General features: G+C 34.7%; 14 protein-coding genes. 4 read left to right on the top strand and 10 right to left on the bottom strand.

The genetic code is table 11. The features are described from left to right. The first annotated feature begins 19 nt into the window (after positions 1–19). Positions 20–1,096: an endonuclease/exonuclease/phosphatase family protein gene (locus GOQ16_RS13905; protein WP_160069839.1), complete on the top strand. Its 1,077-nt coding sequence runs from the start codon at positions 20–22 to the stop codon at positions 1,094–1,096. A gap of 88 nt (positions 1,097–1,184) precedes the next feature. Here the strand turns inward: GOQ16_RS13905 and GOQ16_RS13900 are convergent, their stop codons facing one another. Beyond that, positions 1,185–1,925 (bottom strand): SDR family NAD(P)-dependent oxidoreductase, encoded by a 741-nt coding sequence (locus GOQ16_RS13900; RefSeq protein ID WP_160069838.1) that lies wholly within the window; start codon positions 1,923–1,925, stop codon positions 1,185–1,187. Between the two features lie 184 nt (positions 1,926–2,109). Here GOQ16_RS13900 and GOQ16_RS13895 point away from each other — a divergent pair, with 184 nt between their 5' ends. After that, positions 2,110–2,643, top strand: a complete 534-nt coding sequence (locus GOQ16_RS13895) for an energy transducer TonB (protein WP_160069837.1) — start codon at positions 2,110–2,112, stop codon at positions 2,641–2,643. 30 nt (positions 2,644–2,673) lie between these two features. Here GOQ16_RS13895 and trpA read toward each other — a convergent pair whose 3' ends face one another. From trpA to GOQ16_RS13850, 9 genes are all read right to left on the bottom strand, one after another. Beyond that, a complete protein-coding gene (gene trpA / locus GOQ16_RS13890) occupies positions 2,674–3,429 on the bottom strand; it encodes a tryptophan synthase subunit alpha (protein ID WP_160069836.1) in 756 nt (251 codons plus the stop codon). A gap of 71 nt (positions 3,430–3,500) precedes the next feature. Further along, positions 3,501–4,685 (bottom strand): tryptophan synthase subunit beta, encoded by a 1,185-nt coding sequence (gene trpB / locus GOQ16_RS13885; protein ID WP_160069835.1) that lies wholly within the window; start codon positions 4,683–4,685, stop codon positions 3,501–3,503. Beyond that, positions 4,682–5,302, bottom strand: a complete 621-nt coding sequence (locus tag GOQ16_RS13880) for a phosphoribosylanthranilate isomerase (protein WP_160069834.1) — start codon at positions 5,300–5,302, stop codon at positions 4,682–4,684. Before GOQ16_RS13880 ends, trpB begins: the two co-directional genes overlap by 4 nt. 37 nt (positions 5,303–5,339) lie before the next feature. Continuing rightward, a complete protein-coding gene (gene trpD, locus GOQ16_RS13875; RefSeq protein ID WP_160069833.1) occupies positions 5,340–6,326 on the bottom strand; it encodes an anthranilate phosphoribosyltransferase in 987 nt (328 codons plus the stop codon). 238 nt (positions 6,327–6,564) lie between these two features. After that, entirely contained in the window at positions 6,565–7,023 is a 459-nt protein-coding gene (locus GOQ16_RS13870) for a hypothetical protein (protein WP_160069832.1), read from the bottom strand. A gap of 55 nt (positions 7,024–7,078) precedes the next feature. Then, positions 7,079–8,020, bottom strand: coding sequence for a hypothetical protein (locus GOQ16_RS13865; RefSeq protein ID WP_160069831.1), 942 nt, complete (start codon positions 8,018–8,020; stop codon positions 7,079–7,081). A gap of 121 nt (positions 8,021–8,141) precedes the next feature. Next, entirely contained in the window at positions 8,142–8,363 is a 222-nt protein-coding gene (locus tag GOQ16_RS13860) for a DUF2795 domain-containing protein (protein WP_002996718.1), read from the bottom strand. A gap of 111 nt (positions 8,364–8,474) precedes the next feature. Beyond that, positions 8,475–9,218, bottom strand: coding sequence for a lysophospholipid acyltransferase family protein (locus GOQ16_RS13855; protein WP_160069830.1), 744 nt, complete (start codon positions 9,216–9,218; stop codon positions 8,475–8,477). A 98-nt stretch (positions 9,219–9,316) separates the two neighbouring features. Further along, entirely contained in the window at positions 9,317–10,687 is a 1,371-nt protein-coding gene (locus GOQ16_RS13850; protein ID WP_160069829.1) for a dipeptidase, read from the bottom strand. A 239-nt stretch (positions 10,688–10,926) separates the two neighbouring features. On the opposite strand from GOQ16_RS13850, the gene GOQ16_RS13845 reads away from it, so the two are divergent. Together GOQ16_RS13845 and GOQ16_RS13840 are read left to right on the top strand one after the other, a co-directional pair. Further along, positions 10,927–13,647 (top strand): outer membrane beta-barrel protein, encoded by a 2,721-nt coding sequence (locus tag GOQ16_RS13845; protein ID WP_160069828.1) that lies wholly within the window; start codon positions 10,927–10,929, stop codon positions 13,645–13,647. A gap of 13 nt (positions 13,648–13,660) precedes the next feature. Further along, on the top strand, positions 13,661–14,449 hold the full coding sequence (locus GOQ16_RS13840; protein ID WP_160069827.1) for a GLPGLI family protein: 789 nt from the start codon (positions 13,661–13,663) through the stop codon (positions 14,447–14,449). Positions 14,450–14,577 lie beyond the last annotated feature (128 nt).

Below are 14,577 nucleotides of genomic sequence, written 5' to 3'. Positions count from 1 at the left end.
ACATTTTTAAGTTTCCTATATGAATTCTACAATTTGGGTTGTTACATCAATAATAGTCATTCTTAGTATTTTACCATTTATTCGAAATCAGCATTGGGTATTTCGTGTTCCTGATTTTGTACGTCCACAATTGTTGTTTTTACAGTTACTCACTTTGATAGCAACTATAATTTGGTGGAAGGATGTTTCTTATCCCATTTTAATTCTATTCGCGTTGCTAATATGTATGGCATACAATTGCTATATTTTTATACGATTTACTAAATTTTGGCGTAGTAATAAGTACGAAGTATCAGCGGAGCACTCAAAAAATGTAAAGATAATTTCTGTAAATGTCTATCAATTTAACACTGAATATCACCGATTAGTCGATTTGATTCGAAAAGAGCAACCCGATGCTTTTTTAACAATGGAAAGTAATAAAGATTGGGAAAATGCATTTCAAGAATTAAAAGATGAATACACCAACTTTAGGGAAATCGCCTTAGAAAATACATATGGAATGCATTTTTATACTAAGCTGAAAGTGCATGATATCAAAGTACATTATTTTGTTTCAGATGATTTGCCAAGTATAGAAGCTGAGTTAGAAACAGAGGATGGTTATCGGTTTATTTTCTTTGGTGTACATCCACCACCACCAAGTCCGACCGAAGAAGAAACTTCCAAAGAACGGGATGGTGATTTATTAAGTGTAGCTAAGCGTGCGAAGAAACATTCACTACCTGTTGTAATCACTGGGGATTTTAATACAGTTGCTTGGTCGCGAGTTTCTATTTTATTCAAAAAAGCAAGTGGCTTAATTGACGCAAGATACGGTCGCGGCTACCTAGCTACTTTTCATGCGAATTATTGGTTTTTCCGTATTCCTTTGGATTTATTGTACCATAGTCCGGATGTTTTTATTGATGACTTAAAGATTTTACCGTCAATTGGTTCAGACCATTTTCCGATGTGTTGTTCATTTTACATAGATAAAAACAATGACGAACAAGAAGACGATGTAAAAACTTTGGATATCGAAGAAAAGGAAGAAGTCGAGGAGTTAATCGAAGAGGGGAAAGAGGAGGAAAGCGAAAATAGGAGTGATCCTTAATTAAAATTACAGCTTCTCTAATATTAGTCGATGGGAATACAAAACTTATGACCAAAATTAGAGAAGCTGTAATTAATTTATAAATGCTCTATTTAGCTAAATATCCACCATCAACAGGATAGTAGGATCCAGTTACAAACGAAGATTTGTCTGAAGCTAACCAAAGCGCTAATTCGGCAACTTCTTCAGATTTACCCAAACGTTGCATAGCATGTTGTGTTTCGAGGAAAGTTAATGTTTCTTTATTTAAATTATCATCCACAAGTGGAGTAGAAATAAAACCTGGGCCAATTGCATTGATACGAACACCACGCGTACCGTATTCCCAACCTGCAGTTTTTGTCAGTCCGACTACACCATGTTTTGCGGCTACATAAGCTGAAGAGTATGCAAAGCCTACCTGTCCTAAAATAGAAGCCATATTGATAATACTTCCTCCTACTTTTTCGATTTCTGGAAGTTGATAGTGCATACCGTAGAAAACACCATTCAAGTTAATATCAATGACTTTTTTCCAACTTTCAAGGCCATAATCCCCAACTGTAGCTGCATCACCGCCAATACCTGCATTATTAACCGCAATATGTAAAGCTCCAAATTTTTCTACAGCAATATCAACTAATTTTTTATTGTCTTCTGGCGAAGAAGAATCTGCTTTTACAAATACAGTAGCTTCACCTAATGAATTAGCTAACTTAGTACCTGAATCTTCATTCAAATCTGCTATTAAGACTTTAGCTCCTTCTTTGACGAAAAGCTCAACAATAGCCTTTCCTATACCTGAAGCTCCACCTGTTACAATTGCTACTTTATTCTCTAATTGTTTCATAATTATCTGATTTTAATGATGAAGACAAGTTAGGTGTTTTAATGTTTGCAAAGTATGATGTTGATTTCTTAAAATAATGACTTATAACAAATTAAAACTTTATGGAATATTAACGAATATATCATCATATTACTAAGTAATGCTAGACCAAAATTAAAATTCTATGCTTTTAATAAATAAGCTTATGAGCAAGATGAATCTGAAGTGCGCCATTTATTTTACTGTTTTTGTGGCAATTTTATGTTTTACTAGTTGTACTTCAAAGCCTAAGCAAGTTTTAACATCAACAGTAAAATCTTCCTTAAAGAAAGACAGTGTTGAGAAGTTTAAATTAAACTGTGGATGTATGAGAGGTAGTGGAATTGAGTTTAAAAGAGATTCTTTATTTACACAGGTAGAAATAAATCCCGAACCCCCAGGAGGTATGAAGGTTTTTCGAGAATGGATTATACAAAATTATAATTTACCGCAGAAAGCGTACGATTATAGAGTAAAGGGTAACGTTATGATTTCATTTGTCGTGGAAAAAAATGGAACATTAACCGATTTTGTAGTTGAATTTGATAAAGGATTTGGTACAGGAGAAGCTGGAATAGAGTTGTTGAAAAAAGGCGAGAAGTGGAAGCCTGGTATATTTAGTGGTATTCCTGTCAGAACGAAATATGCTTTGCCTATCCGTCTTGATATAGAAAGAATGAAAGTTGATACAAACAAATAAAGTCCGATAATGATATCGGACTTTATTTGATTAGCCTTTAATACTTTTAATAAAATCAGGGATTTTTTCTAAGTAATTTTCTTCTGCTAAAAGTTTAACAAAAGCAGTTCCGACTATTGCGCCATTAGCATAAGTGGTGGCTTTTTGGAAAGTTTCTTGATTTGAAATACCAAAACCAATAATAAATGGATTTTTCAAATCCATATCTTTTATACGTTTGAAATACGCTTCAGCTTGATCTTTTACTTCTAGATTTTTCCCTGTTGTCGCATTCGACGAAAGTAAATAGATGAAGTTAGTAGACAAATCATCGATTTTGCGAATACGTTGTTCCGATGTTTGTGGAGTTACTAAGAAGATATTGCTTATATCATTTTCTTCGAAAACGGTTTGGTATAATTCTTCATATTCGTACATCGGCAAGTCTGGGATAATTGTTCCGTTGACACCAACCTCCTTACACGCTTTGCAGAAATTCTCAACACCGTATTGCAATACAGGATTAACATATCCCATCAAATAGACGGGAATGTTGACATGTTTGCGTAAATCTTTCAATTGCTCGAAAAGAACTTTTAGCGACATGCCATTTTTCAAGGCTTCTTCCGAAGCATGTTGAATGGTGGGACCGTCCGCTACTGGGTCAGAATATGGAAAGCCGATTTCTAAGAAATCTGTACCCGCTTCTTCTAAAGCTTTGGCAATCTGTACGGTACTATCCAACGTAGGGTAGCCCGCTGTAAAATATATAGACAGTAATCCGTTTGAATGTTTATTTAGTTGCATTTTTTTTAAGCATTATGCTTTAGGCTTTAAGCAGTAAGCGTATGGCTTATAGCCTATTGCCTATGGCAATATTATAAATTGAAATACTTCATATAATTATCTAAATCCTTGTCTCCACGACCTGAAAGACAAATGACAACCGTTTCATCCCCGTTGAAATTCATTTTTTCCAAATGCGCTAAAGCGTGCGAACTTTCAATAGCAGGAATAATACCCTCCAACTTCGTTAGACGTAATCCAGCTTGCATCGCTTCATCATCAGTAGCCGAAACATATTCACCACGACCGGATTTGAATAACCAAGCATGTTGAGGGCCAATTCCTGGATAATCCAAACCTGCTGAAATGGAATATGGCTCGATAACTTGACCATCTTCTGTTTGCATCAAAATCTGACGGCTTCCATGCAAAACACCTTCTTTACCCAAGGCAGTTGTTGCTGCAGATTCACCAGAATCCACACCATGACCAGCAGCTTCAACAGCAACGATTTTTACGCCTTCTTCATCCAAGAAATGATAAAACATACCCGCTGCATTTGAACCACCACCTACACAAGCCATCACGATATCAGGAGTTTCTTTTCCAGTCTTTTCTAAGAGTTGTTTTCTTGTTTCGAATGAGATAATAGATTGAAAACGAGCAACCATATCGGGATACGGATGCGGTCCCACTACTGAACCAATGATATAATGCGTATCTACAGGATTATTGATCCAATCACGTAATGCTTCGTTTGTTGCATCTTTCAATGTTTTACTACCCGAAGTCGCAGGAACTACCTTCGCACCCATCATCTTCATACGCGCAACGTTTGGTGCTTGGCGCTGAATGTCGATTTCACCCATGTACACCACACATTCTAAACCTTTCAAAGCACAAACTGTCGCTGTTGCTACACCGTGTTGTCCAGCTCCAGTTTCAGCGATAATACGTTTTTTACCTAATCGTTGTGCCAACAAAATCTGTCCAATGGTATTGTTGATTTTGTGTGCGCCAGTATGGTTCAAATCTTCTCTTTTCAAGAAGATATTTGCTCCATAAAGTTCGGATAAACGCTTCGCGTGATACAATGGCGAAGGTCTGCCAACATAGTCTTTTAGTAATTGCTCAAACTCTTCTTTGAAAGAAGGGTCATCCATGATTTGCAAATATTGATTTTGCAATTCTTCCACATTGGGATACAGCATTTCGGGGATGTAAGCACCACCAAATGGACCGTAATATCCTTTGCTATCTACTTGATATTTACTCATTTTATAATAGAGATTGCTTGTATTAACGAATGTATGTTTTTTAATGCAGGTTCGATTTCAAATTTTGAATTTAAATCCAAACCGTACAGTCTATTGTCTTCAAAATTGGCTGCTTCTTCTATATTATCTAACGAAATGCCACCACTTAACCAATAAGGCGTTTTATACGGATAACCCTTCAATTTCTCCCAATTAAATGTTTGACCAGTACCGCCGTATTGTTTGCTTTTGGTATCAAAAAGGAAATAATCTACCTTTCCTTCGTAAGTTGCGATTGTTGCCCAATCAAATTCGTTATCAATCCCAAAAGCCTTAAAAGATTCAACACCTAAATCTTTAATTTCTTGACAGAATTCAGGTGATTCATCCCCGTGTAATTGTACAACTTGCAAGTCAAATTCTTTAATTTTTGCTGTTATTTCTTCCTTGGAAGAATTGACAAATACACCAACTTTTTTGATAGAAGAGGGGATACTAACCTCAGGTTTTCCCGAAACAAATCTTGCAGACTTAGCATAAAATATAAAGCCAATATAATCAATAGGCAAGGTCACAAGTTGATGGATATTCTCCGCATCTCGCATCCCACAAACCTTTATTTTTAATTCTTTATTCATGTTTTTAACTGTCATGCTGAGCTTGTCGAAGAATGAACTATTTTGTCAATTTCTTCAAGCTATCCAAAGCTTTTAATCCTAACAAAGATTCTTCGGCTTCGTAGTAACAATCTCCAAAGGATTTTTCCGGATGGAAAGTTTTAATCGCAAAAGCTGCATTTGTCAGCACTACATTATTTTGCACTGTATTTCCTTTACCTTCGATTATAGTTCTAAATATCCCTGCCGCCTCTTCAACATTATCACCACCAGCTAAATCTTCTGCTCTCACAGCTTCAAAACCAATTTCCTCTACCGAATAATAGCTTTCGCCTTGATTGTTGATTAGTTTGAAATCACCTGTCAACGAAATTTCATCGTACCCATCCAACGCATGGATAATGCTGTATTGTTTGTCTGTGTTTTGGTACAAATAACCATATAGACGCGCTAATTCTAAAGAAAAAACCCCAACAGATTGGAATTTTGGATTTGCTGGATTCGTTAATGGTCCCAACATATTAAAGAACGTTTTAATTCCTAAAGCACGACGAATTGGTGCTACCGTTTTCATCGCAGGATGGAAAAGAGGCGCATGTAGAAAGCAGATATTCGCTTCATCCAATTGTTTTTGCAACATGTCTTTGTCATTGGTAAATTGATAACCCAAATATTCCATCACATTTGAAGATCCACAACCCGATGATACCCCAACATTACCATGCTTGGCGACTTTATAACCTGCCCCAGCCACAACAAAAGAAGCTAAAGTTGAAATATTAAAAGTGTTTTTGCCATCGCCACCTGTACCGCACATATCGATCAAATCATAACCTTGAAAATCCATTTTAAGACACAGGTCGTACATCGCATCGCGAAAACCACCCAGTTCTTCTACACGTATGCTTCGCATGCCATATGCCGTCATAAATGCGGCAATTTGGTGTGTGTCGTATTTTCCAGTCGCAATATTCGTTAGGATTTCATATGCTTCCTTACGTGAGAAAGATTTGTATTCAAATAAATGCCTTAATATTTCTTTCATATTGATTCGGTCTGAATAGTTGTTTTTTATAAGTTTAGGTTATTGCCAAATAAAAAGGCTCACCTTATTGGCAAGCCTATTATATTTTGATTGTATACAAATTTATGCAATAGGGGATTGCCACAACGTTAATTGTTGTGCCACCATGCTTTATTTGATACAAATTGATTCATTTTTGCTTTTGTTGAAAGCAAATCTATATTATCTTTTCAACAATGTCAAGGATTTTTAGAAAAAATTAATATAACACAAAATGTGCTTTGTTATTTCCTTTAGAAACCAATGTAAATGATGCGATTTTATCTTGTGCTAAGTAAAGAGCCACTACTTGACGATTTCTGTAATGCAAAAAGTATACTCGATTACTGTCTAATTCTTCCAAATCAATATCACGGATATCTTTGCGCGGCATTTGCGCAAAAGGAATATATTGAATATCCTCAATTTTCTTACTTAAGAGATTGATACGCAATTCATCTAAACTTACTTCCAAATAATCATATAATTCGTCATTTGCATTTTCGATAATGACATATTTACTCAATATCACATCTGCTCTAATTTCATCATTTGCCAAATCGTTAATAAAGTTTTTTAGGATGTGCAAATCATGCTCTTTTTTAGGAATAGAATCTTGATTCTGCCCAAAAAGAAAAATGCTTTGTATAGAAAATAGAATGGATAAAAGTATGCGCATAGTTTAATTTTTAGGATTCGACTGTGAAAGATGAGAAAAGATTAATAAGTTTTATTTAATTACTCAATGGTAGGCTATAGCATAAATTCAATAGAAATGAGTGTTTTGTTTCATTGACATCATTCAATCGCGTTCTAAGTACACCATCGACCTTATGATAAAGGTAATCTTTACCATTTTGTACGTTAAAATGCCCCAAATTATATTGAAGCCCTATACGAGTATCTGGTGATAATGCATAAGATAGTCCTACAGTTGTGAATATCTTTTTGCCATTTCCTTTGTGTTCATAACTAATAGGTTTTTCGAAGTCTTCAATCAAATTCCAGTTACCATATGCGTAATATTTGGAAAGATAACTTTCAACGGCTATTTGTGTTGACCAATTTTCGTTAAACCCATAATCCATAGCTATACCTGCTCCATAATTCGGGAATTTATATTTGTAATACGAATTGAGTCCAGGTAGATAGTTTCTATCATTGCTTCTCCAACTCTTATCGTTTAATAAATAGAAACTACGACTAGAATGATCAAAACTTAAGTAGGTGACAAAGGACAAGTTTTCTTGCGTACTCCAGTCAATCCCAGGCTGAACTTTTATGGAATGACCTGTGCCCTTGTGATTGCTAAGATATAATTGTGTGTAGGGTTGTGTACGGTTATCTCCATCGTAATCAAAGTCTGTTACGTTACCACTCAAGGTTTTATTTAAAAGGATTTCACCGTTTATAACAAACTTTTTATGGGATAATTTCATTTCTATGCCATATTCCAAAGCGTTGGTTGGATCCCAAATAAGTTCGGAAAGCACATTCGGGTTCTTGCCGGATTCATTTCCTGAAATATTAAATGATGTTTTGGATATTGAGTAGCCTATTTTAGGTTGGATGCTGAGTGCAGAATTATTAGACTTACCACTAATAGGGAAATTTTGAGCGAAAGTAATCTTTGCAATCAGAATAATGAATAAGCAAATGCCTAAAGATTTTTGCATACCTGTTGTTTCTAATAAAGACAAAGGTAATCGAAAATCGTTTAACAAAATTATTAATCCGAGAGCGTTTTGGTTAAAAAATAAAAATCGCACTAATTAATAGTGCGATTTTTATTCTAAATTAATACTCGTCTTCATTAAAAAAGAAATCATCTTTTGTTGGGTAATCCGGCCAAATCTCTTCGATGTTTTCGTAAGGCTCGCCATCATCTTCCAAAGCTTGAAGATTTTCTATTACTTCTACAGGAGCACCAGAACGAATTGCATAGTCGATTAATTCATCTTTTGTTGCAGGCCATGGTGCATCTTCTAAGTGTGATGCTAATTCTAGAGTCCAATACATAGTCTTACAATTTTAAATTTCACTTTTCGCAAAAATAATATAATATTTAATAAAAGCAAGTTAAATAGCAGCGAAATTACATTAATGTGGAAAGTCTCTTTTTTTTACGTTTTAAAGCGGATTAGATTCTAGCCAATCGCGCTTCATTTTATCGTATACGTAATGTTGTAATTCGTCTAATTGTGCTTCTGTAAGTTTTTCTGTGTCAATGGGTTTAAGGGGTTTGATGTGTACAACTCCTGGTCTAGAACCGTAAGTCATTCCTCCATCCCACAATATACGCCAAGCATCTTTTATGACTACAGGCAAAATTTGAATTTTATTATCAATTGCCAATCGGAAGGAGCCCGATTTGAATTCATGCAGTTGTGGCGGATATTCATCATCAATTTTCCCTTCGGGGAATATGACAATGGATTTTCCTTCTTTCAATCTTTCATCTGCTTTTTTGAATGCTTTGAACGCCGAAATTTTACTTTTGCGATCTACCGTGATATCGATGCTTTTGAAAAACATCGCAGTCACTGGATTATCTAGCAGCTCAATTTTTCCCATAAAAGAAAAGGGCTGTGGGCAAAGGAAAGTAAGTGCGGTGATATCTAATATGGAGGTATGATTTGGGCAAATGATATAAGGTTTGCTCCAGTCTATTTCTTCTTCGTACGCGACTTGGAACCGGATACCTACAATAGCTGTCGATAATAGGCTAATCCATTTTCGGCAGAATACGATTTGATTGAAATATTTGTTGGGCTTTCGCGTGAAAAAGTATAGAAATGGATAGAAAGGAATAAAAAACAGTATTACAGCTCCTAAGTAAAGAAAGGTATGTGTTTTTCTTAATATCCTCCGCATAAAATCATGAGTAAGTTTTGATTCACAGCAACGAATATATCAAAAAATAATAGGTCTAGAAATGCTAGACCTATTAAATATTATATTTTAAAACTGAATTATTTGCTTAATTCAGCGTAGTATTTGTGAAATAAAGGAATAGTTTCGATACCTTTTAAATAGTTTTCGATACCATATTTCTCGTTTGGAGAGTGTAAGTTATCACTGTCTAATCCAAATCCCATTAATACAGTTTTGATACCTAATTCTTTTTCGAATAAAGCTACGATTGGAATAGATCCACCACCACGTGTAGGAATAGGTTTTTTGTTGAACGCTACTTCAAGAGCTTTCTCCGCGGCTTTGTATGCGATACTATCTGTTGGAGTTACAACTGGTTCACCACCATGATGCGGTTTTACTTCAACTTTTACAGATTTTGGTGCGATAGCTTCAAAATGATCTTTGAACAATTTCGTAATACGCTCCGAATTTTGATTAGGAACCAAACGCATAGAGATCTTCGCGTATGCTTTAGAAGGTAAAACCGTCTTAGCACCTTCACCAATATACCCACCCCAAATACCGTTTACCTCTAATGTAGGACGTGTACCTGTACGTTCGATAGAAGAATAACCTTCTTCACCCCATACATCTGCAACACCTAAATCTGTTTTGTATTCTTCGATATCAAAAGGAGCTTCGTTTAACGCTTTTCTTTCTTCAGGAGTTAACTCTAAGACATCGTCGTAGAAATTAGGAATAGTAATGTGGTTGTTTTCATCGTGGAGAGAAGCAATCATTTTAGCAAGAATAGTAGCTGGATTTGCAACAGCTCCACCGTACACACCAGAGTGTAGGTCGCGATTTGGACCAGTCACTTCTACTTCTACATAAGAAAGACCACGAAGACCAGTTTCCAATGAAGGAGTTTCTAAGCTGATCATTGATGTATCTGAGATTACAATTACATCAGCTTTCAAACGTTCTTTGTTTGCCGCTACAAAAATTCCCAAATTTTCTGAACCAACTTCTTCTTCACCTTCAATCATGAATTTCACATTACATGCCAATTGGTTCTCACGAACCATGTATTCGAAAGCTTTTACATGCATGTAGAATTGACCTTTGTCATCGGCAGCACCACGTGCATAAATTTTCCCATCACGTACAGTAGGTTCGAATGGAGGTGTGTCCCACAATTCTAATGGATCAGCAGGTTGCACATCATAGTGACCATATACCAATACTGTAGGTAAAGAAGCATCGAAAATCTTCTCTCCATAAACGATAGGATAGCCTGCTGTAGGACAGATTTCTACATTATCTGCACCTGCATCTTTTAATTTTTGAGCTACAAATTTAGCTGTATTTAATACGCCTTCTTTATATTGTGGATCAGCACTTACTGATGGAAAGCGCAATAATTCAAATAATTCTTCTAAGAAACGATCTTTGTTCGCTTCTACATATTCCTTGATGTTTTGCATTTGAAAAATGTTTTTACAAAAATAGGGATTATTTGTTTAATAACCTTTTGTTGTGATGGAAACTAAATAATCATAAAATACATATAGCTATTTTACCGACTAAAGGTAGGGTTTCACCGATGATAATAAATAATTAACAATATTTCATACGAATAAATCAATTAAGAATATTTTCTTTGTACCTAAATATGCAAAAACACCAATTTATTTTATTTTAAAAAATTTTTAACTAAATACTTATGAAGGGAATTTTCCTATTGCTGTTGACTTTTTTTGGTTTTGTGGTCAGTAGCCAAGCACAAAACAAAATAACAGGTCAAGTATTGGATATTACAGACAAACTGAAACTGAAAAATGCTTCAATTATGTTGGTCCAATCAAAAGATTCACTTTTGGTTGACTACACACGAGCAAACGAAAATGGCTATTTCGAATTTAACAAACCTGCTAATGGCGATCATCTTGTGATGATATCTTATCCTAAATATGCAGATTTTATCCAAGAAGTAAAAGCTTCAGATAATAAGACTGATTTAGGAGAGATTCTATTATCTAGTGTAGCACACCTGATCGAAGAAGTTGTTGTTAAGAGAAGAGCAGCTATTACAATTAAAGGTGATACCACCGAATATGATGCTTCGCAATTTACCGTAGAAAAGAATGCTAAAGTAGAAGACCTTTTAAAAGTTCTGCCAGGTATAACAGTGGACGCATCGGGAAATATTACAGCACAAGGTAAGACAGTGAAAAAGGTATTAGTTGATGGAGAGGAATTCTTTGGTGATGATCCAACTTTGGTAACGCGCAATCTTCGTTCAGATATGGTGGACAAAGTTCAGGTTTTTGAAAAGAAATCAGATCAAGCTGAGCGGACAGGCGTAGACGATGGCGTACGTGAGCAAACGATCAATGTGCAATTGAAAGATGATGCAAAGAACGGTATGTTCGGTAAAGCATTAGGAGGGGTTGGAACTGATGATTATTATATGGGCCAATTGATGTTGAACATGTTCAAAGGGTCTAAAAAATTATCTGCTTACGGACTTTTTGGTAATAATGGAACTACATCGATGAATTGGCAAGATGCGCAAAAATATGGCATCGATATGGATGCATCGTATGAAGGAGGTGTCATGGTGGTGAACGATCCATTTTCTGGACAAGGTGTTATTGGTATTCCTCGCGTTATTAATTCTGGTGTAAATTTCAATGACCGTTGGAAAAAAGATAAGTACCAATTGAATTTGAGCTACAAATATGGTAAACTTCAGGCTGATGGTAATGAAGAGACTATTATGTCTGGTATCATAAATAGTACGCAGAATAAAGTTGTAGATTCTGACAATGATCAACATCGTGTTAATTTTAGATTAGACACTAAGATTGATTCATTAAATCAACTTTTAATTACTGCAAATGCATCTAAAAAAATGTTATGGAGTAATGAAACTATAGAATCTCAAAATTCTGCTAGTAATATGAATCCAATGTCAAGTAACTCAAGTGATGAAGAAAAAGATCACAAAATCGATAATATGGGTATTTCAGCTTTGTATACAAAGAAATTTATGAAAGCTGGTAGGTCATTGTCATTGAATATTGGAGCTAGTAATGAAGAGACTACAGGTCTAGGTTTTTTGAATTCTATATTAGTAAATAATATTAGTACATCAAAGGATACAACATTAACAGATCAATACAAAACAACAGATCAACGTTTATCATCTTTTAAAGGCGGTGTAACTTATTCGGAACCATTGTCCAAAGCTTTCAATCTTTCTGTAGGTTATGACATTACGCGAGTAGCAAATGAATCTTTGTTAGAATCATTTAATCAGTCAGCTACTAATAAATATGATGATTTGGACGAAGAATTCAGTAGTAATTACGATTATAATAGATTTAGCAACAATTATAGACTTGCATTAATTTATAATACAGAGAAGTTAACGGCTAATTTGACGAATAACTTTAATGACGATCAATTGAAGCAGGTAAATAACTATTCGAATAAATCACTAGAAAGAAATTTCTTTACTTATAACCCTAGTCTAGTTACGAACTTTAAAATATCTACCTCTAAGAATCTGCGTCTTTCATACAATGGAAAAAATCAGTTGCCAGCATTGAATCAGATTCAACCAATCTTGAATAACTCGGATCAATTGAACCAATATATTGGTAATGAGAATTTGAATCCATCATTTTCTAATAGAATTGAAGGTTTTTACCATAGTTTCAATATTTTGTCCAATCAGTTCAAATATATTGGAGGTACATTTAATAGTACAAAAGATCCTATCGTCCAAAATATCACTACAGATAATGGTGTGAATTATTACCGTTGGGACAACATGAATGGAAAGAATAATATGGATTTGAGTGCGTATGCTGGTTATCATTTCCGATTACATAAGGATCTGGTATTAGATAACTCAATTTCGCCAGTATTTTCTATATCACGAAGCCACAATTTTGTTGATGGAAATGCAAATGAAGTAAACACACAAAGCTATTCTTTGGCGTATGAAATCCAAAGACAAACAAAAACAGGATTTAATTTCACGACAAGATTTACGCCTCAATATCGCGAAATGAGGTCTAATCTGAGTCCAGAACAGGACAACAATGGTTTTGTATTCACATCTGGAGGAAGTTTAGAATATTTCCTTTCAAAAACTTTCAAAGTTTACACAAATTATGATTACTCATATGAAGCTCCTACAGCCGCATTTGATCAGAAAATAGAACGCTTTTTGATTCATCCAGGTGTAAGTAAGAAATTCTTGAAAAACGAATCTTTAGTATTAGATTTTGTTATTAATGACGTATTAAACCAGAATATAGGCTACTCACGTATGCAGTCCAATTCGATTTTTATGCAAAGAAGATTTGATACAATACAACGCTATTATATGTTGAAATTGTCTTGGGATTTTACGAAAATGTTTGTTAAATAATAAATACAGAGAAATGAAATACTTATATATACTTACCATATTTTTATTGGGAGCTGGTTATTCTGCTCATGCGCAATATGCGATGTTTGCTGAAGAAGGAACGGTGTTTTATGATAAGACTATGTATACCAAAAATATACTTCGCAAACAATTTATAGAAAAAGCGGATGAAGCACAAAAAAATCAGATGACCGCTATGTTACCGCGCGTACCTGAAAATATTGTGTTGAAAAAATCGCTTAAATTCAAGGGTAACGAAACGCTATTTGAATCTCAAAAACAGGAGTTAGATCCTATGATGAAACAAATAATCATGATGTTAGCTTTAGATTTTGAAGCAACGACCTATTCAAATTTATCCAATAATGAGTATAAAAGATATAATGATCTGATTGGACAAAAAGTTATAATTCAAGATACTTTAAAGAAAGTGAAATGGACAATAACTGACGAGTATCGTGAAATTGCGGGATACAACTGTAGACGTGCGAATGGAATAACTGAAGATTCAACATATGTCATTGGCTTTTATGCAAATGAAATACCAATAGATGGGGGACCTGAATCAATTAATGGTTTGCCAGGATTGATTTTAGGTTTGGTAGTTCCGAGTCAACACGTATCATACTTTGCTTCTAAAGTTGAAATTACGAATAATGTTATTCTGGATAAGAAAGCTGTTGAAAATACGAAAGTGAAAACGATGAGTCGTGGAGATATTGCTAAAATGATGTCAGATGCTTTTAGTAATTACTTAAATAAATCTACTGTTGATTATGTAATTCGATTAGCATTAATGTAAAATAAAAGTATTCCTTATAATTAAAAAGGCTCACTTTCGGTGAGCCTTTTCCTTGACTTTGGCTGTTTACTAGATATTTTAAAAAAAATGCGATGATTTTTGATTTATCGCATTTTTTTTATAACTTA

It is taken from the genome of Sphingobacterium bovisgrunnientis (assembly GCF_009829085.1).
Classification (GTDB): Bacteria; Bacteroidota; Bacteroidia; order Sphingobacteriales; family Sphingobacteriaceae; genus Sphingobacterium; species Sphingobacterium bovisgrunnientis.
The sequence above is the reverse complement of the archived record's forward strand: the minus strand, read 5'-3'. Positions and strand labels throughout refer to the sequence as shown.

What these genes read in the sequence shown, in the direction of transcription:
- GOQ16_RS13905 (WP_160069839.1), top strand. Translation starts at nt 20, where the DNA reads ATGAATTCTACAATTTGGGTTGTTACATCAATAATAGTCATTCTTAGT.
- GOQ16_RS13900 (WP_160069838.1), bottom strand. Translation starts at nt 1,925, where the DNA reads ATGAAACAATTAGAGAATAAAGTAGCAATTGTAACAGGTGGAGCTTCA.
- GOQ16_RS13895 (WP_160069837.1), top strand. Translation starts at nt 2,110, where the DNA reads ATGAGCAAGATGAATCTGAAGTGCGCCATTTATTTTACTGTTTTTGTG.
- trpA (WP_160069836.1), bottom strand. Translation starts at nt 3,429, where the DNA reads ATGCAACTAAATAAACATTCAAACGGATTACTGTCTATATATTTTACA.
- trpB (WP_160069835.1), bottom strand. Translation starts at nt 4,685, where the DNA reads ATGAGTAAATATCAAGTAGATAGCAAAGGATATTACGGTCCATTTGGT.
- GOQ16_RS13880 (WP_160069834.1), bottom strand. Translation starts at nt 5,302, where the DNA reads ATGAATAAAGAATTAAAAATAAAGGTTTGTGGGATGCGAGATGCGGAG.
- trpD (WP_160069833.1), bottom strand. Translation starts at nt 6,326, where the DNA reads ATGAAAGAAATATTAAGGCATTTATTTGAATACAAATCTTTCTCACGT.
- GOQ16_RS13870 (WP_160069832.1), bottom strand. Translation starts at nt 7,023, where the DNA reads ATGCGCATACTTTTATCCATTCTATTTTCTATACAAAGCATTTTTCTT.
- GOQ16_RS13865 (WP_160069831.1), bottom strand. Translation starts at nt 8,020, where the DNA reads ATGCAAAAATCTTTAGGCATTTGCTTATTCATTATTCTGATTGCAAAG.
- GOQ16_RS13860 (WP_002996718.1), bottom strand. Translation starts at nt 8,363, where the DNA reads ATGTATTGGACTCTAGAATTAGCATCACACTTAGAAGATGCACCATGG.
- GOQ16_RS13855 (WP_160069830.1), bottom strand. Translation starts at nt 9,218, where the DNA reads ATGCGGAGGATATTAAGAAAAACACATACCTTTCTTTACTTAGGAGCT.
- GOQ16_RS13850 (WP_160069829.1), bottom strand. Translation starts at nt 10,687, where the DNA reads ATGCAAAACATCAAGGAATATGTAGAAGCGAACAAAGATCGTTTCTTA.
- GOQ16_RS13845 (WP_160069828.1), top strand. Translation starts at nt 10,927, where the DNA reads ATGAAGGGAATTTTCCTATTGCTGTTGACTTTTTTTGGTTTTGTGGTC.
- GOQ16_RS13840 (WP_160069827.1), top strand. Translation starts at nt 13,661, where the DNA reads ATGAAATACTTATATATACTTACCATATTTTTATTGGGAGCTGGTTAT.